The following is a 26,080-nucleotide window of genomic DNA, read 5'->3' as shown; positions in this document are numbered from 1 at the left end:
CCAAATAGTGATGATGTCTTTGCGGCCACAGATAACTGTGCCGGCAACGCAATCAAGGCGCTGGATAAGCCGCTGTTTGTCGCCAGACAAACCAAGAGTGAAATCCTGTTTGCCAATCAGGCGCAGCTTGCCGAGACGAGTGCTAGCGGCAATACACTGCCGGTTTGCGCCATGGTGCCGCCACTCAGCGCAGCAGCGCTCGGCGATCCGGCCTTTGCCGCCTGCCACAAAGTCAAGTACGCCTATTATGCCGGCGCCATGGCCAACGGTATCGCCTCCGAAGAGCTGGTGATTGCCCTCGGCAAGGCCGGCATACTCTGCTCATTTGGCGCCGCCGGTCTGGTGCCCGCCCGGGTGGAAGCCGCCATCAGCCGAATTCAGGCGGCGCTGCCAAGCGGCCCCTACGCCTTTAACCTGATCCACAGCCCCAGCGAACCGGCACTCGAGCAAGGTGCGGTCGAGCTCTATCTCAAACACCGGGTACGTACGGTCGAAGCCTCGGCCTTTCTGGCGCTGACCCCTCACATAGTGAGATATCGGGTGGCCGGACTGAGCCGGGACAGTGACGGCAACACCCTGATCGCCAACAAGGTGATAGCCAAGGTGAGCCGCACCGAAGTCGCCGCCCACTTTATGGCGCCGCCGCCGGAGAAAATCCTCCAGCAACTGCTGAGTCAGGGATGGATCACTGAACTGCAGGCCGAACTTGCCAGGCAGGTGCCCATGGCCGACGACATTACCGCCGAGGCAGACTCCGGCGGCCATACCGACAATCGTCCTCTGGTTACCCTGCTGCCCACCATTATCGCCTTGCGGGATCAAATGCAGGAAAAATACGCCTACCAAGAACCTATCCGGGTTGGAGCCGGAGGCGGCATAGGTACGCCGGATGCAGCTTTGGCGGCCTTCAATATGGGCGCCGCCTTTATCGTTACCGGCTCTATCAATCAGGCCTGTATCGAAGCCGGTGCCAGCGAGCACAGCCGTAAGCTATTGGCGACCGTGGAAATGGCCGATATCACCATGGCGCCGGCCGCGGATATGTTTGAGATGGGCGTCAAGCTGCAAGTGGTAAAACGCGGCACCCTCTTCCCCATGCGAGCCAATAAGCTTTACGAAATCTACAGCCGCTACGACTCGATAGAGGCCATTCCGGCCGATGAGCGCCAAAAGCTGGAAACTCAGGTATTTCGCGCCAATCTGGATGAAATCTGGCAAGGTACGGTTGCTCACTTTATGGCGCGGGATCCCGAACAAATTCGCCGCGCCGAGGGCAATCCAAAGCGCAAGATGGCGCTCATTTTCCGCTGGTATCTGGGGCTATCGAGCCGCTGGTCCAATACAGGGGAAAGCGGTCGGGAGATGGATTACCAGATCTGGGCCGGGCCGGCACTGGGCGCCTTCAACGCCTGGGCCAAGGATAGCTATCTGGATGATTACCGTCAGCGCCGCGCCGTGGACTTGGCACTGCAACTGCTCGTAGGCGCCGCATATCAAAACCGGGTCAACCAGTTGCGAAGCCAGGGCATAGCCCTGCCATCCAGCCTGGGCCATTATCGGCCGCTGAAATCGCTGGACTGAGCAGGATTACGGCTCATCAAAAAAGGTCTTAAAGGCTCTTTACCATGCACCGCAAACGGGCACTCTGCCTGTTTGCGGTGCAACTCAAATGACACCACTCAATTTTGGGCCTGTAGCCAGTTTGTCATATATGCCCACCCGCACCGCGTCCAACTTCAATTCCATGTCTAAAATGGCCATCTTTGCAAAGATGGCATAAGCATTGCCACGTTCGCTGCTTGGTCAATAGCGCCAAGCCACTAATTATAGCGAGCCATAGCAACGAACCTTAGCAACGAACCATAGCAACGAGCAAAACCATGAATATCATGCCCAAAGAAGATTCAATGCAGATCAGAGCCGATGATTTAAGCCACCCGGCGGTTTTGCAACTGCTTGCAGAGCACCTGCAAGAGATGCAGGCCACATCGCCGCCCAAGAGCGTGCATGCCCTCGACCTCAGCGGCCTGAAACAAACGGATATCCACTTCTTCACCCTTTGGGTAACAGAAATACCCGCCGCCTGTGGTGCCATCAAACTTCTTGGCAACGCCGAGGCCGAGCTTAAATCCATGCGCACAGCTGCAAGTTTCCGCCACCGTGGGTATGCCAGAGCCATGCTCAGACACCTGCTGCATCATGCCGCAGGCCTGGGTGTCCAAAGGCTTTATCTGGAAACTGGCACTATGGCCTATTTCGCCCCGGCCAGAGCCTTGTACGCGAGTGAAGGCTTCAGCTTCTGCGCCCCCTTCGCCGACTATCAACAAGATCCAAATAGCTGTTTTATGAACTTAAAACTGGCAGCGCTGTAGGTCATGCATGGATGCACTTGCATAAAGGCTATCCAACTCTAGCCCTTAAATCGCTAACCTACTTGGCCTGGGTTTCCGTCGAAGCGACAATCCATCACCTTCTTTGTGAATAGCTGGACTGCCTTTAGCACAGACGAAAGTCCACAGTAGTTAGCCGCAAGACTGATGACTCTGGGGGATAAGCTGCAGATGCAGCTCGCCATCTTCAGTAAGCCCCAATGATTGCCAGCCGAGATGGCGATAGAAGCCTTCGGCGCGGGTACCCGGCTCGGTACTGAGTTGCAGCTTGCTACAGCCACCGGCGTGGAGCCAGTCAACAGCTTGCTGTAACAGAGCCTTACCTATGCCATTTCCTTCCGCCTCTTGAGCGATAAAAAGCGCCCAAATTCTGGCATCTTCACGGTCGGCGCAGCTAAAGCCCAGCAGTTGGGTGTCAGTCTCGGCAACCCAGCTTCGCCGCCGGCCACTCAGGTAACCGAGATAACAGGCATGAGTGATCCGCCCGGGATCCTGCAGGCGATTTTCGCTCACATTCAACCTCAGTGACATCATGGCGGGGATATCGCTTAACCTGGCAGTGCGTATGTTTATGCTCATGCTCGCGCTTGCGACTAAAAAGACTCTCTTCATAGTGCTCAAATTAGCGCCAACTTAAGGTGACTGTCCAGTTGCCGAGCTCCAGTTGCCGAGAGTCCGGTTGCCTTGAAACGATTAAGGCACTGGCACCGGCATTGTCATCTTCACCAAGCACCATATTCCTTGGACATCGCCAGCACATTATGGCGTGAAAACCACACAAGTTGGCGCCAATACCAAAGCAGCACCCAGCCTGATGCGGCACCATGGTGTTGCTTAACAGAAAAGCTTAACCGGGACATCCCCCGGGATAGACCAACAAGGAGCCGAAAATGAAGCTGGATCCCAAAGAGAAATTGTTAGCCGGCAGAGTGCAACAGATATTGGGCCGAGTGCTGACCCGCGCCGATTGGCAACTGGCATTAACGCAGGACTTTCATCCGGAATATCGTCAGTGGGTAGATGGTAAGGAGCTGGATTACCGGGCCTTTTGTGCTCACATTCACTGGCTCAGAAGCCAGGTAAAAATTAGCGAGATCGGCTTTGAGCAGCTCATTTGTCAGCAGCAAAAGGTGTTTTCCTGTCATAGAGTGGCGGGAGAGAAAGCCGATGGCAGCCGATTCAGCATCAGAGTATTGGCCCTGTTTCAATTCGAGGCCGAACGTATTATCCGCACTGACGAGATGAGTTGTGTGTTAAGCGGCGATGATAGCGCCAAGCGGCTGGCGCAGAGCTACTGAGGATATGACTGGCGCCGGAAGAACCTGTGATAAGCCGCCGAAAACGCACTGAGATTCTGATAGCCAAGCTCCAAAGCCACCTGTGTCATCGGCTGCCCTTGCCGCAGTCGGCGCTGGGCTTCGAGCATAAGGCTACGACGGCGCCAGTCCTTAAAGCTCACCCCCAGGCACACACGGAACAAGCGATTCAGCGTCCGCTCGGAAGCGCCGCAGTGCTTGGAAAAATCCTCTAGACGCAGCTTAAGATTGGGTGAACGCTGCATGGTTTCGATAACTGGCAATAGCCTGGGGGCCAGACTCTGGTAAAGCGGCTCGAGCCGGCCTTGAGGCTGAAGCTGACACAGATTATCCTGCAGCACTTCAAGATAGGCGGCCTCCTTGTCTTCAGTGACAGTTTCCAGTCTTTGCAGCAGCGCCGACCACAGTGGACTGACGCTCATGGGCGCAGGTCCTTGATGCAATCCATGAGACTGCCAATGCTGCGGCAATACCTCGGGCCGCAAATAGAATAAACTGCAGCGTGTATGTTTCAGCAATCTATGAGCATGCTCGCACCCGGGCGGCAGGTACAGGAGTTGACCGCTGAGCAGCAAGGACTCGGCTTGGCCACTCTCCAGCAAAACCGCGCCATGATGCAGATAGATAAGCTGACCGATATCGTGGCTATGGCACCCTGTGGCGTCGCTTTCACTGTAGTGTCTCAATAAATGCCGCATCGCTTTCCCTTATCTCCTTGCCTTGACACAATCTTCCGGCTCATGCCCGGAACGCAAGCATAGCGGCGACGTCCCCTTTCGCTCAAGCGAGCTTGGTTCAAGGTTCCCACAAAGAGCAAACCACAGGCAACAGGACTGCAATTGTAAGATGCCTGAATATACGCTAGGTTTATTCAGTTAATTCAGCCAGATAAATCTGGCAAACGTCAGTACACAAGGATGGTCGCCATGAACGAACAACGCCCCGACTTTATCTACCCTCCCGGCTCAGTGCTTATGCACTCTCCTCTGGTGTTAACCCAGGCCGATATGTACGGCTTTTTCCTCAAGGGCAAGCTTGCCAATTTACAACAGAGTGTTGACCAAACCCTGAACCGGGTCGCCAACAACAAGATGTATTTCAAGGTGTTGTCCCCTTATGTACTGACAACTTTCACTCAAATCGCCAAGGCTTATTCCAGTGTCGAGGTGGATCGCAACAAGGGTTGGATCCAGGAAACCGATATCATCACCTGGGTGATGGTGGGTAAACAGGCCGGTCCGGATTCCGGCGAAATCAGCGAAATTCTGTTTCAGCCGCTGCATATCTGGGTCAATGATGCCATGGCATTGATCAATGGCCGCGAGTTATTTGGTTATCCCAAATACGCCTGCGAATACCGGATGCCTGGCGTAGATGAGCCGCTGACAGAACTATCGTTGTCGGCCAAGAGTTTTCAAAAATTTTCCCCGGATGCCGAACTGGCAATGGCACCACTGCTCCAGGTTAAGTGCAGGCCGCAGCAGGAGAATGCCCTCTCACCACTGGAAGCCATAGGCCAAACCTGGGACTTTATTCAGGCCCAAAGCGACTTTATTCCCGATCTGGATGCTCTTGGAGCCGAGCAGGTATTCGAACTGCTGTTCAAACCGGCGGTGGAGCAAGTTTTCCTGAAGCAGTTCCCCGACGCTTCCGGTACCAAGGCGGTATATCAGGCGCTGCTGCAGGCGCCGGCCAGAGTCAACAAGGTGCATCATCTGTCGCTGCTGGATAACTCCCTGGTGGCCACCGTCTTTGCCAACGACAGCTTCCCGCTGGCCGACACCCTGGGGGTACAACTCGGCGAGCAGCAGGTGCTGCTGCCCTACCATGTGAACTTTGACTTTGAGGTACCGCCGGGCGAAGTGTTGGTGGACAACTCTGTGGTCAAAAAAGAGAAAATTGCCATTCTCGGTGGAGGCGTTGCCGCCATTACCGCAGCCATGTGTCTGACCGAACAACCCGGCTGGCAAAACCGGTACCAGATAGATATCTATCAACAGGGCTGGCGCATTGGTGGCAAGGGAGCCTCCGGGCGCAATGCCGCCATGGGGAATCGTATCGAAGAGCATGGGCTGCATATTTGGTTTGGTTTCTACCAAAATGCCGCCGCTCTGATGCGCAAAGCCTATGAAGAACTGGGGCGAGCGGATGACGCGCCGCTGGCCAGCTTTGTCGAAGCCTTCAAGCCCCATAACTTCATTGTGCTGCAGGAGCAGATAGAGGGTCGCAGCCTGAGCTGGCCCATAGAGTTCCCGCCCATGCCGGGTATCCCCGGCGACAGTACAGAAACCCTGACGCTGTGGAAATTGGTCAAGGCGGCCTTCTACTGGATCCGTCAATGGTTAAAACAGATGGATGAAGTCGATGAGGCCGTGGCCAAGGATAGCCCCAGAGACTGGTTCTCCCGCGACTGGTTTGAACGCCTGAACGATCGCATCGAAGAGGCGCTGGATGACGCCAAAGATAGCCTGGAAACCCTGGGGGACAAGCTGGAGTGCCGCTTCAACCAGCTGATAGGCCAGGAGTGTGACGATCACCACCACGACACTGTCGAGGACGATGGCCTAATCGAGAGTGCCGTCGATATACTGCATCGGCGTCTCAACCACCGCTTTGGCGATCACTTGAGTGGCAATGACGAGCTCAGGCGCCTCTACATAGGTGCCGACCTTGGTTTGACCATACTCAAGGGGATGTTTGTCGATGGGGTATTCAAGGGCGGATTCGATGTTATCAACGGCTATGACTACCGCGAATGGCTGCGTCGCCATGGCGCCAGCGAGCGCTACACTGTCGATTCAGCACCGGTCAGGGGCTTCTACGATCTGGTGTTTGCCTACGAGCAGGGCGATTTCTCCCGCCCCAATGTGGAAGCCGGCACCATAATCCGCTCCATGCTGCGAATTGCCCTCTGCTACCAAGGGGGCGTGATGTGGAAAATGCAGGCCGGCATGGGCGACACAGTATTCACCCCCTACTATGAAGTGTTGAAACGCCGAGGAGTGAATTTTCACTTCTTCCATCAGGTACAACAGCTGCATTGTCAAGGGCAATCCGTCAGCAGCATAGAGATAATGGAGCAGGCCAGCCTCAAACCCGGACTCAGCGAGTATCAGCCGCTGGTGGATGTCAAAGGACTCGGCTGCTGGCCAAGCGAGCCTCTGCTATCACAACTGGATGAAACTCAAGCCAGATTAATTGCCGAAAACCGGGTCAACCTGGAACACTTCTGGAGTGATTGGCCGCAGCTGTACCAGCAAGAAACCGGCCACGTTCTGCCGGTGAAACAGCTGCGTAAGGGGATTGATTTTGACAAGGTGATCTTCGGTCTATCCATAGGAGCCGTTCCTCATGTGGCTAAAGAGGTGATGACCCAAAGTCCGGCGCTATCTCAAGCTGTGGCCAAGGTGCAAACCGTGGCGACCCAGGCCTATCAGTTGTGGCTCAACACAGATCTCAACGGCCTTGGCTGGCAACTTTTTCCGACTTCCGGCGAAGAGCCTGTGCTGTCGGCCTTCAGCGAGCCCTATGACACCTGGGCCAGTATGGATCAATTGATTGACAAAGAAAGCTGGCCGATAGGCAGCGTCAAAAATGCCAGTTACTTCTGCTCGGCGCTGCCGGTTGCCGAATATCCACCCAGAGAGCAGAGTGACTTTAACCAGCAAATGAATGCCGTGGCCAAGTCCGGGGCTCTGGGGCAACTCGAGCATCAAATAGGCAATCTCTGGCCGGAAGCCAAAAATGGCTTTGTCTGGGATTGGCTGCACGACCCGGAGGAACGTCAAGGACAACAGCGCTTTGACAGCCAATACTGGCGTGCCAATGTCGACCCGTCCGAGCGGTATGTGTTGTCGGTGAAAGATAGCTCGCGTTTTCGCATCACCACAGACGGTACTGGGCTGGATAACCTCTATGTCACCGGCGATTGGATAAAAACAGGGCTGAATGTGGGCTGCGTCGAAGCCGCAACCATGGCGGGTATGCACGCCTCCAAGGCTATCTGTGGCTATCCGCGCCATATCAAGGGTGAGGAAGACTTCTGATAGGCATCCAGGCGAGATTTAGCCTGTTGACTCGGCTTTGGACTTGCTCCTGACTTAGCCCAGGAATTAGTCCCGAAATTAGCCCCGTGAGTTTAGCGGGGCAGGCCTTCGGCTGCTGCAAGTTGTCTGGCGTGCAGCTCACGGCGACGCAGACTCTTGCACTGATACAAGTCTTTGTCGGCGGCGCGGACCCAATCCTGGATCTTTTCTTTATCTGTACTGGTGGCAGAGCCATGATTGACACAGAGCTCAGCAAAACCTTCACTGGCAATACGCTGCTCCAGCCTCGGCAGTAAGTTCTGCAGTTGCTGCGCCTCGGCTTCCGGCAACAGCAAAGCAAAGTCATCGCCACCGATACGAAAAGGCTTTAACTTGGCCACAGACCAGCTCTTTAGCTCTTCGGCTACCGCCAGCAGCAATCTATCCCCTTCCCCATGCCCCAGGGTGTCATTGACCCGTTTCAGCCCCTCAATATCCAGCAATACCAACATATATCCCGGCTTGGGCATGCCACTACTCAGGCAAGTATCCGCCAGACTCTCATCATAGGCCAAGCGGTTGGCAAGACCTGTGAGGCTATCACTGCGGGCTCGCTCCCAAGCGATGCCCAACTTGCGGATATACTCCTGGCGCTCTTCCGACAAGAGTTTGAGCTTGCTTGCCAACGCCAAGGACAGCAGCAGAGCATCGGCAGTGCCGCCCAGCAGAGTCGCCAGCTCGGCATACTCAAAGAAGTCCGGGGTGATACCCATGTTACCGGGCAATATGATGATTGCCGGCAATAGCAAACAGCTGAAAGCCATGATGAAATAGCGTGCCGGCGAGAAGCCTTTCATCAGACAGACATTACCGCAAACTATCGCCAGTCCAATCCAGAGCATGATAAGTACGGAAGCAATAATCGCCGTGTAGGACAAGAGCCAGATACTGGTAGGCAGAGCCAGCACACAGGCCCACAGCAAGATGCGACTGAGGCGCCAAAGCTTGGGCGAATAAAGAGAAAGCTGCAAAAAATTGTTATAGAACAAGATGTTCAATATTGGCAGACTGATAAAGAACAGGTGGTGCAGCTCGAGTTGACGGAACTGAAACAGGTGCACCGGCAAGTGGAAGGTCAAGGCCCAGCCGCAGAAGTAGGCCAGCACATAAAGACCGTACCAAAAAAACGCCTTGTCACGGGTGGTAAAGAAGATGAACAGGTTATAGCAGGCGATAAAAATCAAGCCCCCGAGGCATAGCACCACGGCTGTGGCATGCCTGTCGGCACTGAGTCTGTGTTCCCTTTCCGGTGCCAGGCGGATCTCGGGTGCCGATGAGTAGTAACGGCTCTCGACCTTGACCACCAACCAATAATCTATCCCCGGCTTGATGGTGAACCGCCTGCCGTAATCAAACAGATACTGATAGTCGGCATCATAGCCAGAGTGGGCTTGTTGCATGCTGCCATCCTGCCCAAGCAGCAGAAGGTCGATGGATTCTATGATGGAGTTGCGTACGTCTATGACCCAAGTCTGTTCACGACTGGCCACCCGCAAAGGGTTCACCATCCAGTAACTGCCACCACTCAAACTCAGGCTGGTTTCCTGTTGCGCTCGGATCCAGGCAGGTACCCCCTCGAATGAGGTCGGAGCCAGCTGTTGTGGCTCAGCCTTAAGAATGTAGCTGTTGTCGAGCACCTGAGCGGCCCAGGCACCAACACTGAATTGGAACAGAACAAACGCAAGCAGTATCCTGAAAAGGTAACCTGGGTGTTTATCCATATTGAAGGGCGAACGTTTGTCTGTCGGCAAATCGATTTCCGTCCAAGACCATGGCCGTATCCTTATCCCTGAGTACACAAACGCCCAAGGCACTGAATCTATTTTTATTGTTGGTGATTTAACTCTATTTCGGCTAATGGCATTTTGCAATCTGGCTCACGGCATTCGTGACAAAATTCTGTCAGGAAACGCAAGTTTGCCACGAGCTGATGACAAAAAAGTGTAAATTCAGTCGATTCTGACCCTATCCCCTACCAACTTGAGCATTTCTGCAGCGACATCCACTTGGTCATCCAACACTAAAAAGTACCAACCCACGGTATTGCCTGTGCCCCTGATACTCAGATAATTACCCCAAAACTGCATCCCGGACTTGAGCAAGTTGTCACGACTGGCACGATTCTCTTCTCTAACTGTAGCAAACAATAGCCGAATCCCCATTTCCCGGGCGATTTGGATCCGCTTTCGCGTCAAGGCCGCCGCAATCCCCCGCCGTCTGTACTCAGGATGCACCATTAAATACCCAAGCTCGGCGATATCTCCTCGCCCGGCCTTAATCACAGCACAGCCCACCAGCTCCCCGGTCCCGTTTTGCGCCACTATCACGGCACGAGAGGCCATAAAGGCCTGATGATCCAAGGGGTGAGCATTATCATCGCGGCTGTCCACCAAAGCGCAAGCGGCAGCAATCAGGTCAGGGCTTTGAGCCAGGGAAACCGTGATTTCCTGGGCAGGATTAGGCATAGATACTCCTTTGGTGACTATACTTGGCGGATATGTGAGCTATTGAAGGGGACATCCCCCATAAAACTTAACCTCGGCTTAACCAGATTAACGTATGGCTACAGGTAAAAGCCGCAATTGGTTCGGGAAGGTGCGAATAAGTCCTCGTGGCACTCTGGCTTACACAGCAATTGGCGTTCAAGGCATCTGACTGAAGGCATGCCGGGGCCTGTCGAAGTCGGATAACGCAGAGAGCCGGTTGCTGTGAAAGCCCCGAAGGGCGTGGCTTACAGGCCAGTCTGCTGTGTTGTGCTTCTTGCAAAGGACTGAGCCATTTACTGCGAACCACGCCTTGCATCCTGGCCTGTAAGCCGACGCAGAGCACACATGGAACCTGTTCGCACCTTCCTTATGTTAGCCCCATTGAGGGAGTTTGTGGCAGACAACAAACATAATTCTCTGAGTAACCCCCGGTAATCGGGTAGCTGTCACGCTCCGGGAACAACAAGAGGAACCAAGATGAAAAATCGTATCTCGACTATTGCACTGCTTTGCGGCTCAGGCCTATTACTGGCGGCCTGTGGTGGTAGTGACAATGACACCCCGCCGACACCTACGCCTGATACCGCCAAAGTCAGCTTTGCCGTGTCTGATGCCCCGGTCGACAGCGCCGAAAAAGTGGTAGTGGCATTTGACAAAATTGAGCTGGTAAGGGCAGGACAGGATAACATCATCCTCGAGGTCTCCGGCGCCAATGGCGAGGACTACCGCCAACTGGATCTGCTGGAATATCAAGGCAGCGACAGCGCCCTCATCCTCAGCGATGCCGAGTTGGAAGTAGGCACTTATTCAGAACTCATCCTGCATGTATTGGATGAATCGGTCGGTTCAGATCTCAGCTATGTGATCGACGAAACCGGTCAAGTGCCACTCAAACAACCCAGTAATAAACTGCGTTTGGGCAGCTTTGAGGTTGGCAGCGCCGGCGTTCAGCGTTTTACCATAGAGTTTGACCTGCGCCGTAGTCTGGTGGAGAACCAAAATGGCCAGCGTTACAACCTCAAGCCTCATGGCGTGACTATAGTCGACAACGCGACTGTGGCTTCATTGTCCGGCCAAGTGGATATCAACCTGTTCAACGCCGGTGAATGTGCTGCCGATAGCGGTAACTTTGTCTACCTCTATCCCGGCCACGATCTGGACCCTGCACTGCTGACCGACAACCTGGATCCGGATGTCAATCAGAATGCCGTACCAGAAGGTGCCGTAGTGCCTTACAACTCGGTCGAAGTAGAGTATGAAGTGGGTAACTTCGGCAAATACGCCTTTGGCTTTATTCCCGCCGGGGATTATACAGTAGCCTTCAGCTGCAGCGCGGAAAATGACGATCCAGAGCAATATGATGGTCTTATCATTCCCAACCCTGCCCCTCAGTTGCATCAGGTCACCCTGAGCAACCAAACCGACACTGTGCAAGATTTCAACGCAATTGTCGCCCAGTAGCTTTCAAAGCCTTTTGTGAAAGGGAGCCTGTGCTCCCTTTTCTTTTGACTGTCTTCTATTGAGCCCACTTTGCAGAAGTGGTCAATGCTGCGCCATAAAAAAGCTAACGACTATAGATACAGTAAGGTTGCCAATCCAAGGAAGGTAAAGAAGCCGACAACATCCGTGACCGTGGTCAGGATCACCGAGCCGGAAAGCGCAGCATCCTGATTGAATTTCTGTAATATCATGGGTACTGCCACCCCGGCCAAGGCCGCAACCAGCATATTGACCAAAATTGCCACGGCTATCGTCATACCAATCAGGTTATCGTCAAACCAGAGCCCGGCCACCAAACCTATGAGTATGGCCCAGAGAATGCCGTTGAGTGCCCCTATCCCGAGTTCGTTCTTCATCAAGGAAAACAGGTTGCCTATGGAAATCTGTCCCATCGCCATGCCGCGGATCATCAGGGTCAATGATTGCGATCCGGCAATACCCCCCATAGAAGCCACTATCGGCATCAATACCGCCAGCGCCACTACTTTTGCCAATACATCCTCGAACAAACCTATGGTGGCAGAGGCCAAAAATGCCGTCAGCAGATTGATCCCCAGCCAAATGGCACGGCGACGCGCGCCCTTGACGATAGGCGCAAACAGGTCATCGGATTCATCCATACCGGCCGAAGCCATCAAACGCGCTTCATAGTGTTCTCGCACCAAGGCGGTTGCCGTTCGCAGCGTCAAGCGGCCGATTAAGGTGCCTTCTTCATCGACCACCGGCAGTTCAATGTCTGAGCTATGCTCTATCGCTTCGGCCGCCTCTATCAAGGATGAATCGGCCGACAATACCCGGCTGTCCGGTTCAATAAGCGAAATAAGCTGGGTTTGTGGATCCTGGCGAAAAATCTCATAGCGACTGACTGTCCCCTGGTAATGATTATCCTCATCCACCAGATAGAGATTTTCGCAGCAATCCAAGTCAATGCGGCGGAAAAAACGCTGCGCCTGTTCCACCCGGCTTTTGTTACTGAGCACCAAGGCCTGATGTTCTGTGTAACGGCCTATTTCATTTTCCGAGTATTGATCATAAAGCTCGTAGCGCTTGCGTTGCCGCTCACCCATTTGCGCCAAAGCGCGGTCGATAAAGCTGTCGGGCAGATAATCGCTCCACTCGATCATCTCTTCAGCTGACAGCTGCGCCAGCAACAGATCCACCTCTTCCACAGACATCTGCCTAAGAAGGCTCATCCTGGGTTCGGCTCTCATCAAGCTGAGCACAGCCGAGCGCTCGGCAAAGGCTATCTGATTCCAGCGCTCATAGCGTTCATCCAGCGGCAAGGACTCCAGCAATAAGGCTATAGTGCCAGGTTCGGCCTCTTCAAGGATCTCACCAAAGACCTCGGCCTGAGCCTCGCCCTCCAATAGCGTTAACTGCTGTACCACCTGCCCCACTTCTGCTTGAGGTTGAAGCTCCGGCTCGGCTGCTGTTTGTGTCACTCAACTCTCCTCTCTTTTTTCTTGGTATGCGCTTGGACCAACAATTTAAATTGCACACAAATAAATTGCTGACAATGAAACTTGTGATATATAGTAAAGACTCAACCAAGGAGCCACTATGTCTAACTCAATATACGCTATCCCACTGGAGAATATCCAAGGACAACAAACGGATCTCAGCGAATTTCAAGGCCGGGTCATGTTACTGGTCAATACCGCCAGTGCCTGTGGCTTTACTCCTCAGTATGCCGGATTGGAAAGCCTGTATCAGGAATTCAAAGACCAAGGCCTGGTTGTACTCGGCTTTCCCTGTAACCAGTTTGGTGCTCAGGAAAAGGGCAATGAGCAGGAGATCCAGTCCTTCTGCGAATTGAATTTTGGTGTCAGCTTCCCACTGTTTGCCAAGCTGGAAGTCAATGGCCCCAATGCTCATCCCTTGTTTAAACTGCTCAAGCAACAGGCCCCTGGCGTGTTGGGTTCGGAAGGGATTAAATGGAATTTCACCAAGTTTCTGGTCGATCGCCATGGCAAAGTCATCAAGCGCTATGCTCCCACAACCAAACCCGAGGCTCTGCGTGAACAGATTCTCCAGCTGTTACAGGATAAATAATCAATTGAAAAATAAACCAATTAAAAAAACATGATTATTTTTCGCCATTCAGGGGGAACCAAAACATCACTAAAGACTCCAACATAGTGAGCAGTGAATTTACTTTTTCATGTTCATCATTCTCCCTAAGGGGCTTCTAGCGCAGCCCCATTGATCTTCGATAGATCATAAGGCAGTCCTTAATGGCTGCCTTTTTTTATGCCTGCCGGCTCCCCAAGAAAAATCTCTTTATGGCTGAACTTTTTCTCTCCGAATGGCTCTGAATAAGTGAAGCGATTTTAACGGTTTCATCATCATCTCCCTTTGGACTGAGATACTGGAGCTAGCGCACAAGATCTTTGTCCCCTGCATTTTTTAGGCAGTCCTTTGGACTGCCATTTTTATTCTCTATTTTCATGCTGTTTGGGGACTTAACCCTCTGCCTTTAATCATGCTTGGCATGTCGCAGATAAAAAATTTATCCACCAGGGAAACTTTTTCGTCAAAGCCGACTCTGAATAACTGAACCTTTTTCAAGTGTTTCATCATCACCTCCCTTGGATGGGAGCCCGACGCTAGCGCAGCGGGTTTTCATTCTTTGCATGACTTTTTGTACGAATCAGTTTTGTACGACCTAGTTTTGTACGAATTTGTATGGCAGCCCCTTGGGTTGCCATTTTTTTATCCCCGGTCTTTCATTGCATACCAAGGCCAGCAAAAAAATTTCTCTTCCAGGGAAACTTTTTCGTCAAAGCCGACTCTGAATAACTGAACCTTTTTCAAGTGTTTCATCATCACCTCCCTTGGATGGGGGCCCGACGCTAGCGCAGCGGGTTTTCATTCTTTGCACGACTTAGTTTTGTACGAATCAGTTTTGTACGACCTTGTATGGCAGCCCCTTGGGTTGCCATTTTTTTATCCCCGGTTTTTCATTGCAAACCAAGGTCAGCAAAAAAATTTCTCTTCCAGGGAAACTTTTTCGTCAAAGCCGACTCTGAATAACTGAACCTTTTTCAAGTGTTTCATCATCACCTCCCTTGGATGGGGGCCCGACGCTAGCGCAGCGGGTTTTCATTCTTTGCATGACTTAGTTTTGTACGACCCAGTTTTGTACGAATTTGTATGGCAGCCCCTTGGGTTGCCATTTTTTTATCCTACAGCTCGACTCATTCGGATAGATAAATAGTTAATGCCAATATTGCCATTCAAGAAAATGAAAAGACTGAGTCAAAATCACTGTAAGAGCATAATGTGACAGACTTTTTGGGGATCTACAGATAGGAGTGAAGCAAATAAAACTGAATTATTTTGCTTGGTGCGGGAACTCGCGGAAAAATCGGCAGTCAGAATTAGTGAACCGAGTGTTTCATCATTATCCTCCCTTCAAGATGGTTTCTAGCGCACCATCCAGAGTTTAGATTGAACTCTGACAGCGACCCAAATGGGTCGCTTTTTTTATGCCAGGATTTTACTGTTTGTCAGGCCCATTGAGGTGCGGTTTGTGAACTTTGCAGGAGCGTGGTCAGCATATTGGCCAGCTTATCCAACATCAGCTTCAACCCCTTTGGCATACTTTGAACATCTATGCCAAGCAGCAAGTTTTTGACCTCGAGGCCCAATTCGGTATCGCCCTCAATACTGAGTCGGCGCTGGAAAAACAGGGTGTCAGGATCCTCTTTGGCAGCGGCGACCAGCAAGAGTTCGGCGCTATTGGCGCTGAAGGTGACTTCCGGAGCCGTAAAAGGCCGCACCTTGAAACCTTGTTCGAAACTGACTTCAAATGCCAACTCCATGTCCTCGACCCGAACGCCCACCCATTGCCCTTCAAGAAAGTCCAATTCACCATCCTTAACCTGTTCGCTGAGCAATACCGCCAATAGCTGCTGCAGTACGTTCGCCTTGATGGCGAAGGGAACCAAGGTCAGCGGTTTTCCAACCAACTTGGGAGCCAGAGTGAGAATATCGCGCGCCGCCTTGGCGGCTAAAGCCGTGCGCATCTTGAATTACTCCTGATTAAAATGCCAAAACTCCGGCAGTCTAACCAAGTTTTATGATCATAAACCTGTTTTATATCAATTCTGTGAGATCCAAAGGTCGATAAACTGCGGCTTTGTTTGTAATTAGGGAGAAAGTTAACATGGAACTCCTGTGTCCGGCCGGGAACTTGGCATCACTCAAGGCTGCTCTCAACGCCGGCGCCGATGCCCTCTATCTGGGGCTGAAAGACGACACCAATGCCCGCTCATTTGCCGGACTGAACTTCACACCGACCAAACTGCAACAGGCAGCCAAAGAGGTAAAGTCTCAAGGGCGCAAGCTGTATCTGACTATTAATACCTTTCCGCAACCGGGTGAAGAGAAACGTTGGTACCAGGCCGTCGATCTGGCCGCCAACACGGATATAGATGGGCTGATCATGGCCGATCTGTCGCTACTGGATTATGCCCATGGCCACTACCCTCACCTGCCGCTGCATCTTTCGGTACAGGCCAGCGCCACCAATCTCGGTGCCCTGGCACTCTATAAGCGTGAGTTCAACATTGAGCGCGCCGTACTCCCCAGAGTGCTATCCATCAAGCAGGTCAAAGATCTTGCCAAGGCCAGTCCGGTTGATCTGGAAGTGTTTGCCTTCGGCAGTCTATGTATCATGGCCGAAGGGCGCTGTCAGTTGTCTTCCTATGTAACTGGGGAATCGCCCAATTCAGGTGGCTCCTGCTCACCGGCAAAACATGTGCGCTGGCAGGAAAATCAGGGCTGTCGCCAGACCCGCCTCAACGAAGTCTTGATTGACAGCTCGGGGTTGAACGAGCAGATGGGCTACCCGGTTGTGTGCAAGGGACGTTATCTGACCGAAGAAGACAGCCAGCCGGGCTTTTTGCTGGAGTCCCCCACCAGCCTCAATACCCTGGACTTGCTGCCGGAACTGGCCCAGGCCGGCATAGTGTCACTTAAAATTGAAGGTCGCCAACGCAGCCCCGCCTATGTGGAACAGGTTACCCGGGTTTGGCGTCAGGCGCTGGACACCTATCAGAATGCGCCGGAGCGGTTCCAATCCAAACCCGAATGGCATGCCGCGCTGGCCAAAGTATCCGAGGGGCAAACCACCACGCTGGGTGCCTACGAGCGCAGCTGGCAATAGGAAGTTTTCTATGAATATTTCTCTTGGCCCGCTGCTCTATTGCTGGCCCAAAGCACAAGTGCAGGCCTTCTACCGTGAAGTTGCAGACAGCACTATTCCACTGGTTTATCTGGGTGAAGCCGTTTGCAGCCGCCGCAGGCAGATGAAGTTTGCCGATTATCTGGCCCTGGCCCTTGAGCTCAAGGACGCCGGCAAACAGGTTGTATTGTCGACTCTGGCCTTGATAGAGGCACAATCCGAGCTTAAAGAGCTTAAAAAGCAACTCGATAATGGCGAGTTCATAGTTGAGGCCAATGATATGGCAGCCGTTGGTATGGCGCGGGAGCAGGAACTGCCTTTTGTCTGTGGTGCCAGTATCAATAACTACAACAGAGCCAGCCTGGAAAAGCTGCATCAATGGGGCATGCAGCGCTTTGTGATGCCCATTGAGCTGTCAAAAATGTGGCTGCAAAAAGTCACCGCCCCGACGCCAAACTTTGAAATTGAAGTACTGGGTCATGGTTATTTGCCATTGGCGCACTCGGCCCGTTGCTTCACCGCCCGTCATCAAGGGTTGGCAAAGGATGACTGTCAGACGGTATGCATCAAGCATCCAAAAGGCCTGGTCGCCCAGACCCAGGAGCAACAACCACTATTGCGACTCAACGGCATACAGACTCAGTCGGCAGCCCGCTGCGATCTCAGACGGGAAATACCAGAAATGAAACGTATGGGTGTTGACTGGTTCAGGGTGTCACCGGATGGCCATGACTCCATCGCTTTGGCGGAGTCTTTACTGCAAAATGCAGGGAGTGAAGTCGATGCTGAAACAGGCAAAGAAGCCTGTAATGGATACTGGCACGGCGCACCTGGCATGGTCTATAGACGTTAGCGTCAAGGTCTTAAGCAAGCCCGTGCTGTGGGCTTTTCCGGCCTTTAATAAGGACTTTCAACAGGCTCCTGTTCATCGGGGGCCTTTTTTGTGCACAGCAACAAACACAGGACCCAGAGCATAAAGCTGCCGAGCCCCAGCCATTCGAGGACTGCCGGCCACCAAAAGTCAGGCCGAGGTAATTGCAGCACCAACTCATGGTAAAAGGGGTTATCCCCCTCGGTAATACCAAGTTCAAGATGCGGTAGAAACAGAAACGCGCCCAGACTGACGCCGCTGATAAGCGCCGGGATCAGAGTCCACAGAGTGGCGGCACCAAAGGGGCGCTGCAGCAGATAAACCAGGTAGCAGCCAACACTGATACAGCCAAAGATAAAAAACCACTTCAGCATCAGGATATGAAGGTGATAGACATTGACGGGAAACAGGCCAACACCGGCCAGGGCCATACAAGTCAGGGTCAGGCTGAGATACAGGAGATGGCCGCTCAATAAGCGAGACAACTGCAGGGTGAATAACCAACAGAGCACCAGGCTCAAACTGCCGAAGAACAAACCACCATTGAGCAGTACCGCCAACTTAGAATGGCCATAACTGCCCAGCTCACTCAGGCTGTGATTGAGCAGGCTGAACTCCCGCCCATCGCCGCTCTGATAGCCCCAGATAACCAAACCCAGGCCAAGCAGCAGTCCAAAGAGTCCCAGCAAACCAAAGCTCAACGCCATTCTTGCCAGTCTCTGTCTTCTTAACATGCCAGTGTATGCCCCGGATTCATTTTCTGCTGTCTAACTTACATGCTCCAGATTTTTTTTAAAGCCCGGGCAAGGTCTTTTTGCGTTACCGATCGCTTATTTACCCGAGTTTAAACAACAAAATTCGCTTCCGGTCGAATTATTGCACTTTGATGCCTCGGCCATTCTTTGCTGTTTTGGCATATCCTCCCGCAGGAGATGACAGTAACCTTGGTTAGCAAGATCATGCCGGGTCTGGAAACTGCAGTTCCGCCCAAGAGCAAAAATACAGCGCTAGCAGATTTCACTGTGTCCAGCCGTTGGATTGCTTGTTTGCAGAGTTTTATCCCGACTAAAACACTGGCCATCGAAGTTTTCAATTAGTATACATATCAATAACCTGCAAACGCTTTACCTCTAAAAAAGTTGCAAAAAGCGCTCACTCAAATAACCACAAAAATGTTATGCTTATCACACTTAAAACGATAATAAGGCCTGAATCAATATCGGGCCACTAACTCTGAGCCGGAATTAAAGATGTCCAGAAGGAATTCCACTACCACAGACAGGGAAGTCTGTCTGCAATCCACCGACGAACTCATTTCCACCACAGATCTTCGCGGCGTTATCACTTACGTCAACCCGGCCTTTGCTGAGATATCGGGTTTTTCTGAAGCCGAGCTGTTGGGCCACAGCCACAACATGGTTCGCCATCCCGACATGCCCAAGGCGGCCTTTGCCGAAATGTGGCAATGCCTCAAGGCCGGCAGTTCCTGGCGGGGATTGGTCAAAAACCGTTGTAAGGACGGTGGTTTTTACTGGGTCGATGCTTTCGTGTCCCCCATCTTTGAACAGGGAAAAATCATTGGTTATCAATCTGTCAGGGTTAAACCCAGTCAAGGCACCATCAAACGGGCCATCAAGGTATACAGTCGCCTGAATCAGGGCAAAAGAGTCAAAGATCCGCTGACGCTGACGCAAAAACGCTTGCTTTCGGCACTGGTGGCCAGCTCTGGCTTACTGCTTAGCGGCTATATCTGGGGCTGGGGCGTGGTGTTGGCCGGAGCCATGTTGATGGCGCTCAATCTGGCTATCTTCTATGACGAAGCCTTTCGTATTCCGGCACGATTGATGGCACTCAAGCAAGAGTACGATTCTGTCAGTCGCTTCATCTATGCCGGGCACGATACGTCATCCGTGCTCGAATTTCAGTTGCAGCGTAAGACCGCCATGCTTCAGGGCGTTTTGGGCCGGACTCAGGATCAAGCGCTTAAAACCAATGATATTGCCGCTCAGTTGGTGGTGGCCACAGAGCAGGCCAGAGTCGGCATGGTTCTGGAACAACAACAGATGCAGCAGATAGCCAGTGCCATCGAAGAGCTGCATGCCACTATCAGTGAGGTGGCTGACAACACCCAGGCAACCTCAGGCCGTATAGATGAGGCTTATGGCCTCTGTCGTCAAAGCCGGGATGTGATGCATCAGAACAGTGAACATATTCTCCACCTGGCCGATGATGTTGCCAGGGCGGCTTCCAATGCCAAACGCCTGAACGATGAAGCACAGCAAGTTGCCAACGCCATGTCGGAAATCGACGCCATTGCCGACCAAACCAACCTGCTGGCTCTCAATGCAGCCATAGAAGCAGCCAGAGCCGGCGAACAGGGACGCGGCTTTGCGGTGGTCGCCGATGAGGTCAGAGCCTTATCCGGCCGCACCCAGCAGTCCACCAAGAGTATATCTGCCAGCATAGAGGCCATGTTCAGCATGCTGACCCAGTGGGCCAATGAGATGGAAGCCAGTAGACAACAGGCACAGGAGTGCGCCACCGAAGCATTGTCGGCTGTGGAGTCCATCAACACAGTTAATCAGGGGATGGCTGAAATACACGATCTCGCCAGACAAAACGCCGTGGCGGCAACCCAGCAAGGGCAAGTAGTGCAAGAGATAGCAGGCGGCATACAGACGATTCACGGCGCCACCAATGACAATGTCAGCGCCCTGTGTCAGGTTGAGCAAGCCGTATTGCAGTTAAAGGCCAGTGCCGACAGGTCGCTGAACCTGAGACAGACTTTCGGCTGAGACAAAGCCCAGGTTCAGCCTGAATAACAAATATTTAACCATTTCTTTTTGAAGGATTTTTCATAAGAAACTGCTTAAATAATAATTAAGCAAGGACAGGAAATAACTATGCTGTTGTGATCAAAGAGACAGAACTGACAGCGAATGAATTTACATAGCCGCGCTAAGGGGGTAATCTTGCCCCCTTAAATTCGGGGGCCGGTTGAATGAAAATGCATTCAGAGCCAATATTGCCCCTGGCGAGTAGCTTTGTTACTCATCCAATTAGTGTAGATTCAGGGTGTAATAACCGTGGCAGACGAAAAACAACCCCGCAACATAACAACCATACTCACTTTCCTGGTGCCATCTCTGCTCGGCGTCTTACTCTTTATGACGCCTATCAGCTATAACAACGAACTGACCATTCCTGTGGCGGTGTTGGCCGATGAACTCAAGAATTTGCTCAATGATTATTTGACCAGCATAATTTGCGCCATAGTGGTATTTACCGCCACGGCCAGTGTATTGGTGAAACTCCTGCGCCCCGGTTTTATCCGCCGCAGCAAGTTTCTCAATTCCCTGTTGAATATCAGCCCTGCCTGGCTCTTGGTCAGGGTTTTGGGCGCCATATTTATCTGTCTGACCTTCTTCCAGGTTGGCCCTGAGATGCTCATAGCCGATTCCACCGGCGCCTTGGTGATGAGTAAACTGTTGCCACTGCTGTTCTGTGTATTCTTTTTTGCCGGTATGTTCCTGCCTTTGTTGCTCAACTTTGGCCTGCTGGAACTCTTCGGAACCTTACTGACCAAGTTGATGCGGCCGGTGTTCAACCTACCGGGACGCAGCGCCATCGATTGTATGGCCTCCTGGCTCGGGGATGGTAGCGTTGGTATTTTGCTGACCAGTAAACAGTATGAGAACCGCTTTTATACCCAGCGTGAAGCGGCGGTTATCGGCACCACCTTCTCGGCAGTCTCCATCACTTTTACCCTTGTGGTACTCACCCAAGTGAAACTGCAGGCAATGTTTGTACCCTTCTACCTGACAGTCTGTCTGGCCGGTATTGTTGCCGCCATAATAGTGCCCAAGTTGCCGCCGCTGTCGCGCAAGAAGGATGTTTATGTTGATGGCAGCCCCAGACGGAAAGATGATGAGTCGCTGCCAGAAGGTCATAACTCTCTGTCCTGGGGGTTGGATCTGGCGCTCACCAAGGCGTCCCACACAGGTGGCGTATTCAAGGTGCTCTCCGAAGGGGTGAAAAATGTCATCGATATGATCTTCGGTGTGCTCCCCGTCGTAATGGCATTAGGTACCATAGCTCTGGTCATCGCCGAATACACCCCGGTATTTAACTATCTTGGTAAGCCTTTTATTCCATTGTTGGAACTGATGCAGATCCCCGAAGCTACCCAAGCCTCCAAGACTATAGTCGTCGGGTTTGCCGATATGTTTATCCCCTCGATTCTGGCCACCAGCATAGAATCCGACATGACACGCTTTGTGATTGCGGCGCTGTCTGTCACCCAATTGATCTACATGAGTGAAGTAGGTGCCTTGCTTATCGGCAGCAAGATACCGGTGAAAATTTGGGAGTTGTTTGCCATCTTCCTGCTGCGAACCCTGGTTACTCTGCCTGTGATTGCCGGGATGGCACATCTACTGTTCTAAGGGCAATTTAGCCGGACTTCCCCACAACGGCCGCTACATGCGGCCGTTTTTTATTTCTAAGCACTAGAATGTGCTCACAAAATTCGCATTTCGGCCACCAGCATCTACACTGAAAAAAGTTCGTTTTTGAGGCTTTTCGGTGAAAATCTTTGCGTTGCTGCTCCTTTTTACGGCACTTTGGTGCCTCGATAGCCTGACGCCGTCATTGGGCTATCGCCCCGTCCTTGAGCAATTTCAGGCCGAAGACGGCTTGTCGATGAACACTGTCAATGACCTCGCCACAGACGATCGTGGTCACCTGTGGATAGCCACACAAGCCGGACTCAACCGCTTCGATGGCGAACATTTCAGAATCTACAGTAAGCAGGACGCTCCCCACGGCCCTAGTGGCAATCACATTGAAAGGCTGTTGTTTTCAAGCCAGAAGGAGTTGTGGCTGCTGACCTTGAGCGATGGCCTGAATCTTTATCATCCGGACAGTGGCCGCTTTGAAATATTGGGTGCCGAAGCCGATCTGCCGCTGACCGGGATCCGCGAGCTGGCAGAAGACAAGCAAGGCATGCTCTGGCTGCTGATGGATGATGCCAAGGTTTGGCGCTACGACCCAAAACGCCGCCAACGCCTGGATAGCCAGCAGCTTCAGACAAATACCGTTTCACAACTGAGGTTTTATGCAACGCCTTCCGGCGACTTGTATCTTGCAGGAGACTCGCTCTGGCAGCTGGATGACAGCAAGTCCTGGCAACAGATGACAATATTGCCGCAGTCTGCTCAGGTAGAGTCTCTGATACAGGCCAAAGACGGCAGTTTATGGCTCGCAAGCAAAGGAACGCTCTGGTACTGGTCTTTGGGAACCGAGGCCGTGCCTTACTCCATCAACCAACTTGGCGATGCCGGCATTCGGCATATGGTTTTGGATCCACAGCAACGTCTCTGGTTGGCGGTGGATAAACTCGGTCTAGTGCGGTTTACACCTCAAACCCGGGAGCTTCTTTGGCAACAAAACAGCGATGGCAAGACCATCCAGACGCTGCATCTGGATGACAGCAACCAACTTTGGATAGCGACCAAGGGAGCCGGTCTCGGTAAGCTGGATCTCAATCAGGAAGCCATGGGAAAACTGCTCCCCAACAGTTTCGAGAACCACAACCTGGGTAATGGCGATGTCAGAGCGATTTTTCGCGATCATCTGGGGCAACTCTGGGTCGGCACCGCCAGCGGCCTTTATCAGGCACTGGAGTCTGACTCAGGCAAAATTCAAGGCTTCAAACCCTCGCCGCTAGCAAGCCAACTGCTGGATAAGGCCTTTATCGGTTTTATCAAAGAAGACAGTCAGGGCCGGCTGTGGATTGGCACTCGGGGCGAAGGCTTACTGATCTTCAATGCCGAGCGCGACAGCTATCTGCACTATCGCCATCAGGCCAATGAACCGGGCTCACTGCCGGCCAACACCCTCTACAGTTTAACCTTTGATCAAAGTGGCATTGCCTGGATAGCAACCAAAGAAGCCGGAGTCAGCCGTTATCTTGGTATCGAAAAAGGCTTTGCCGCGCCGGATGCCACGCCGCTGCCCAAAACAGAAACCACTTCGATACTGGAGGATAACGGCGGCAATATCTGGATCACCAGTTACGGTGAAGGCCTATTCAGGCTCAAGCCGGATGGCAGTGTATCTCATTGGTCCACGGATACTGAAGTCCCTCTACCCAGCAAGCATCTGTTTTCCATCTACCAACATCCGGATGGACAGTTATGGATAGCATCCAGTGACGGCGTATTCTCATTCACCCCGGATAGCGGGCAGTATCAAATGTTTGATCGCCAACACGGCCTGATAGGCGATGTCGCCTACCTGATGCAACATGATGCCGACAACAAACTCTGGATTGGCAGCGCCAGCGGCCTGTCATGGCTGGATCCCGCAACAGGCACAAGCCGGAATTTTGCTTATGAAGATGGCTTGCAAGCCAACGAGTTCAACTTTGGCGCCGGGTTTCTCGATCGGGACGGTAGCTTGTTTCTCGGCGGTGTAAAAGGTCTCAACCATATCCAGCCCCCCGCTTTACCCGCGAGGAAACCTCCGGCGCAGCCGATCATAGATGAACTGCAGGCCCTGGGGCAAACACAAGAGCACGCACCAAAACCCTGGAGCCGACAGAAACTGGTTCTGGGGGTTGATGCCTTGCCGCTGAGTCTCAAATTCCACAGCCCGAACCTGCATCACGCCAGGCATCTTGAGTATCAATACAAACTCGAAGGCATGCAGCAGGAGTGGCTCAATACACGGGGGGCCAGAACCGCCTTCTTCCCGGCGCTCAAACCCGGTGACTATCGCTTTATGGTCAGAGCTGTGGATATTGACGGCAATACCAGCCCGGCGCAGAGCCTGCTGCTGAGCATAACCCCCAGGCCCTGGCAAAGCCCCTGGGCTTATACTATTTACAGCTTATTGTTGCTGAGCCTGATATTTGGCTTTGCCTATAACAGGTGGCAGAAGTTTATTGAGCAACGAAAACTGCTGCAACAGGTGGCGAGCAGCGAGCAAAAGCTGCAACTGGCACTTATCGGCAGTGGCGATGAGTTTTGGGATTGGGATTTGCAGGCACAGGAGGCCAATCGCAATAACGCATTTCTCTGGTATCCCGAGCCCGAAACCCACCTGAAAGATACGCTGGAGCGCTGTGTCCATCCCGAAGACTTGCCGCTCATCTGGCCCGAGATTGATGCCTGCCTTCATAAAGGCCGGCAAGAATTTGAACTCAGCTATCGCGGCAAGACCCAGGACGACAGCTGGCTTTGGGTACTCAACCGTGGCCGGGTCATGACCAGGGATCAAGAGGGGCGCCCTTTAAGGATTACAGGAACCATCAAGGATATTCAGAAACTGAAAGAAACCGAATCGGCACTGCGTCGCTTCAATCAGGAGTTGGAGCAGAGGGTTAAACAGCGCACTGAAGCGCTGCAACAGAGCAATGATGAACTGAACCACACCCTGGAAGAGTTACGACTGGCGCAGTCTGAACTGCTGGATAAGGAGAAAATGGCCACACTTGGTGGTCTGGTTGCCAGCATCACCCATGAAGTCAACACTCCCATAGGCATCTGTGTCACCGCGGCTTCGCATCTGGCGGAGAATGTTAAAGCCTTCAACAAGCGCTTTTACGCCGAGGATGTCGATCAGCAGGATTTCGAACAGTACCAGAGTGAAGTGGCCGACTGCAGCCGACTGATGCTGACCAACCTGGAACGCGCCGCCAAGCTGATCCGCAGCTTCAAACAGCTCTCCGTCGATCAATCCCATGAAGAACTGCGGGAATTTAACCTGGGGCACTATCTGGATGAGATTTTCCTGTCGCTCAACCCCATGCTGCACCGCTCGCCTCACAAGTACAGCTATCAATGCCCGGCCGACATCACCCTCAACTCCACTCCGGGCGTCTTTTACCAAATTATCAGTAACCTCTTTACCAATTCACTGGTACACGCCTTTCCAGAAGGAAGCGAGGGACGGATGTCGCTCAATGTCAGCCGCACAGATAACGGCATAGAGCTTGTCTACCGTGATGATGGTTGCGGCATGAATACCGAAGTACAGCAGAATATTTTTGTTCCCTTTTTTACCACCAAACGCGGTAAAGGCGGCAGTGGCCTGGGGATGAACATAGTCTATAACCTGGTGACTCAAGTACTTGGCGGCGAGATCCGTCTGATCAGTGCACCGGGTCATGGCAGCGAGTTCCGCATCATACTGCCAAATGATATAGAGGTAAGTTCAGGGGCGTCACAATAAGGTCATCAA

Annotated in this window: 17 protein-coding genes and 2 pseudogenes; 11 read left to right on the top strand and 8 right to left on the bottom strand. The window is 52.6% G+C overall.

The features are described 5' to 3' along the window. Positions 1–141: 141 nt before the first annotated feature. Positions 142–1,581 (top strand): annotated as a pseudogene (locus HCX89_RS04300) (PfaD family polyunsaturated fatty acid/polyketide biosynthesis protein); the annotation flags it as partial. Between the two features lie 326 nt (positions 1,582–1,907). Then, positions 1,908–2,372: a GNAT family N-acetyltransferase gene (locus HCX89_RS04295; RefSeq protein ID WP_167715203.1), complete on the top strand. Its 465-nt coding sequence runs from the start codon at positions 1,908–1,910 to the stop codon at positions 2,370–2,372. A 150-nt stretch (positions 2,373–2,522) separates the two neighbouring features. Here HCX89_RS04295 and HCX89_RS04290 read toward each other — a convergent pair whose 3' ends face one another. Next, positions 2,523–2,969, bottom strand: coding sequence for a GNAT family N-acetyltransferase (locus tag HCX89_RS04290; RefSeq protein ID WP_129978406.1), 447 nt, complete (start codon positions 2,967–2,969; stop codon positions 2,523–2,525). Positions 2,970–3,280: 311 nt separating this feature from the next. On the opposite strand from HCX89_RS04290, the gene HCX89_RS04285 reads away from it, so the two are divergent. Further along, complete coding sequence (locus HCX89_RS04285; RefSeq protein ID WP_045283550.1) at positions 3,281–3,688, top strand: hypothetical protein; 408 nt, start codon at positions 3,281–3,283, stop codon at positions 3,686–3,688. Here the strand turns inward: HCX89_RS04285 and HCX89_RS22815 are convergent. Together HCX89_RS22815 and HCX89_RS23070 are read right to left on the bottom strand one after the other, a co-directional pair. Then, positions 3,682–4,128, bottom strand: a complete 447-nt coding sequence (locus HCX89_RS22815) for an AraC family transcriptional regulator (protein WP_254428352.1) — start codon at positions 4,126–4,128, stop codon at positions 3,682–3,684. The genes HCX89_RS04285 and HCX89_RS22815 overlap by 7 nt on opposite strands. Before the next feature lie 18 nt (positions 4,129–4,146). Next, positions 4,147–4,404 (bottom strand): annotated as a pseudogene (locus HCX89_RS23070) (AraC family ligand binding domain-containing protein); the annotation flags it as partial. A gap of 228 nt (positions 4,405–4,632) precedes the next feature. Between HCX89_RS23070 and HCX89_RS04275 the strand changes: the two are divergent. Then, positions 4,633–7,752 (top strand): NAD(P)-binding protein, encoded by a 3,120-nt coding sequence (locus HCX89_RS04275; protein WP_167715199.1) that lies wholly within the window; start codon positions 4,633–4,635, stop codon positions 7,750–7,752. Positions 7,753–7,844: 92 nt separating this feature from the next. Here HCX89_RS04275 and HCX89_RS04270 read toward each other — a convergent pair whose 3' ends face one another. Then, positions 7,845–9,542: a GGDEF domain-containing protein gene (locus tag HCX89_RS04270; protein ID WP_254428351.1), complete on the bottom strand. Its 1,698-nt coding sequence runs from the start codon at positions 9,540–9,542 to the stop codon at positions 7,845–7,847. A gap of 198 nt (positions 9,543–9,740) precedes the next feature. After that, a complete protein-coding gene (locus HCX89_RS04265) occupies positions 9,741–10,256 on the bottom strand; it encodes a GNAT family N-acetyltransferase (protein ID WP_167715197.1) in 516 nt (171 codons plus the stop codon). A gap of 498 nt (positions 10,257–10,754) precedes the next feature. On the opposite strand from HCX89_RS04265, the gene HCX89_RS04260 reads away from it, so the two are divergent. Then, positions 10,755–11,738 (top strand): DUF4382 domain-containing protein, encoded by a 984-nt coding sequence (locus HCX89_RS04260; RefSeq protein WP_071238246.1) that lies wholly within the window; start codon positions 10,755–10,757, stop codon positions 11,736–11,738. A 110-nt stretch (positions 11,739–11,848) separates the two neighbouring features. Here the strand turns inward: HCX89_RS04260 and HCX89_RS04255 are convergent, their stop codons facing one another. Further along, on the bottom strand, positions 11,849–13,219 hold the full coding sequence (locus HCX89_RS04255) for a magnesium transporter (protein WP_028779822.1): 1,371 nt from the start codon (positions 13,217–13,219) through the stop codon (positions 11,849–11,851). Between the two features lie 118 nt (positions 13,220–13,337). On the opposite strand from HCX89_RS04255, the gene HCX89_RS04250 reads away from it, so the two are divergent. Further along, the gene (locus HCX89_RS04250; protein ID WP_028779821.1) at positions 13,338–13,829 is read left to right on the top strand and encodes a glutathione peroxidase; all 492 of its coding nucleotides are present in this window, start codon (positions 13,338–13,340) and stop codon (positions 13,827–13,829) included. A 1,457-nt stretch (positions 13,830–15,286) separates the two neighbouring features. Here HCX89_RS04250 and HCX89_RS04245 read toward each other — a convergent pair. Next, the gene (locus tag HCX89_RS04245; RefSeq protein ID WP_025011922.1) at positions 15,287–15,805 is read right to left on the bottom strand and encodes an SCP2 domain-containing protein; all 519 of its coding nucleotides are present in this window, start codon (positions 15,803–15,805) and stop codon (positions 15,287–15,289) included. A gap of 140 nt (positions 15,806–15,945) precedes the next feature. Between HCX89_RS04245 and HCX89_RS04240 the strand changes: the two genes are divergently transcribed. Then, positions 15,946–16,947 carry a peptidase U32 family protein gene (locus HCX89_RS04240; protein WP_096140784.1) on the top strand — a complete coding sequence of 334 codons (1,002 nt, stop codon included), beginning with the start codon at positions 15,946–15,948 and terminating at the stop codon, positions 16,945–16,947. A gap of 10 nt (positions 16,948–16,957) precedes the next feature. After that, a complete protein-coding gene (locus HCX89_RS04235; protein ID WP_167715195.1) occupies positions 16,958–17,818 on the top strand; it encodes a U32 family peptidase in 861 nt (286 codons plus the stop codon). Between the two features lie 44 nt (positions 17,819–17,862). Here HCX89_RS04235 and HCX89_RS04230 read toward each other — a convergent pair whose 3' ends face one another. After that, positions 17,863–18,570 (bottom strand): hypothetical protein, encoded by a 708-nt coding sequence (locus HCX89_RS04230; protein WP_045283546.1) that lies wholly within the window; start codon positions 18,568–18,570, stop codon positions 17,863–17,865. A 516-nt stretch (positions 18,571–19,086) separates the two neighbouring features. Here HCX89_RS04230 and HCX89_RS04225 point away from each other — a divergent pair. From HCX89_RS04225 to HCX89_RS04215, 3 genes are all read left to right on the top strand, one after another. Beyond that, a complete protein-coding gene (locus HCX89_RS04225; RefSeq protein WP_167715193.1) occupies positions 19,087–20,631 on the top strand; it encodes a PAS domain-containing methyl-accepting chemotaxis protein in 1,545 nt (514 codons plus the stop codon). A 291-nt stretch (positions 20,632–20,922) separates the two neighbouring features. Beyond that, entirely contained in the window at positions 20,923–22,281 is a 1,359-nt protein-coding gene (locus tag HCX89_RS04220) for a YjiH family protein (RefSeq protein ID WP_167715191.1), read from the top strand. A gap of 139 nt (positions 22,282–22,420) precedes the next feature. After that, positions 22,421–26,071 (top strand): two-component regulator propeller domain-containing protein, encoded by a 3,651-nt coding sequence (locus HCX89_RS04215; RefSeq protein WP_044734923.1) that lies wholly within the window; start codon positions 22,421–22,423, stop codon positions 26,069–26,071. Positions 26,072–26,080 lie beyond the last annotated feature (9 nt).

This window comes from Shewanella sp. Iso12, from assembly GCF_012030025.1.
In the GTDB taxonomy this organism is placed as follows: domain Bacteria; phylum Pseudomonadota; class Gammaproteobacteria; order Enterobacterales; family Shewanellaceae; genus Shewanella; species Shewanella algae.
Note: the sequence above shows the minus strand (reverse complement) of the source record. Positions and strands in the feature narration are given on the sequence as shown.

What these genes read in the sequence shown, in the direction of transcription:
- HCX89_RS04295 (WP_167715203.1), top strand. Translation starts at nt 1,908, where the DNA reads ATGCAGATCAGAGCCGATGATTTAAGCCACCCGGCGGTTTTGCAACTG.
- HCX89_RS04290 (WP_129978406.1), bottom strand. Translation starts at nt 2,969, where the DNA reads ATGAGCATAAACATACGCACTGCCAGGTTAAGCGATATCCCCGCCATG.
- HCX89_RS04285 (WP_045283550.1), top strand. Translation starts at nt 3,281, where the DNA reads ATGAAGCTGGATCCCAAAGAGAAATTGTTAGCCGGCAGAGTGCAACAG.
- HCX89_RS22815 (WP_254428352.1), bottom strand. Translation starts at nt 4,128, where the DNA reads ATGAGCGTCAGTCCACTGTGGTCGGCGCTGCTGCAAAGACTGGAAACT.
- HCX89_RS04275 (WP_167715199.1), top strand. Translation starts at nt 4,633, where the DNA reads ATGAACGAACAACGCCCCGACTTTATCTACCCTCCCGGCTCAGTGCTT.
- HCX89_RS04265 (WP_167715197.1), bottom strand. Translation starts at nt 10,256, where the DNA reads ATGCCTAATCCTGCCCAGGAAATCACGGTTTCCCTGGCTCAAAGCCCT.
- HCX89_RS04260 (WP_071238246.1), top strand. Translation starts at nt 10,755, where the DNA reads ATGAAAAATCGTATCTCGACTATTGCACTGCTTTGCGGCTCAGGCCTA.
- HCX89_RS04250 (WP_028779821.1), top strand. Translation starts at nt 13,338, where the DNA reads ATGTCTAACTCAATATACGCTATCCCACTGGAGAATATCCAAGGACAA.
- HCX89_RS04245 (WP_025011922.1), bottom strand. Translation starts at nt 15,805, where the DNA reads ATGCGCACGGCTTTAGCCGCCAAGGCGGCGCGCGATATTCTCACTCTG.
- HCX89_RS04240 (WP_096140784.1), top strand. Translation starts at nt 15,946, where the DNA reads ATGGAACTCCTGTGTCCGGCCGGGAACTTGGCATCACTCAAGGCTGCT.
- HCX89_RS04235 (WP_167715195.1), top strand. Translation starts at nt 16,958, where the DNA reads ATGAATATTTCTCTTGGCCCGCTGCTCTATTGCTGGCCCAAAGCACAA.
- HCX89_RS04230 (WP_045283546.1), bottom strand. Translation starts at nt 18,570, where the DNA reads ATGTTAAGAAGACAGAGACTGGCAAGAATGGCGTTGAGCTTTGGTTTG.
- HCX89_RS04225 (WP_167715193.1), top strand. Translation starts at nt 19,087, where the DNA reads ATGTCCAGAAGGAATTCCACTACCACAGACAGGGAAGTCTGTCTGCAA.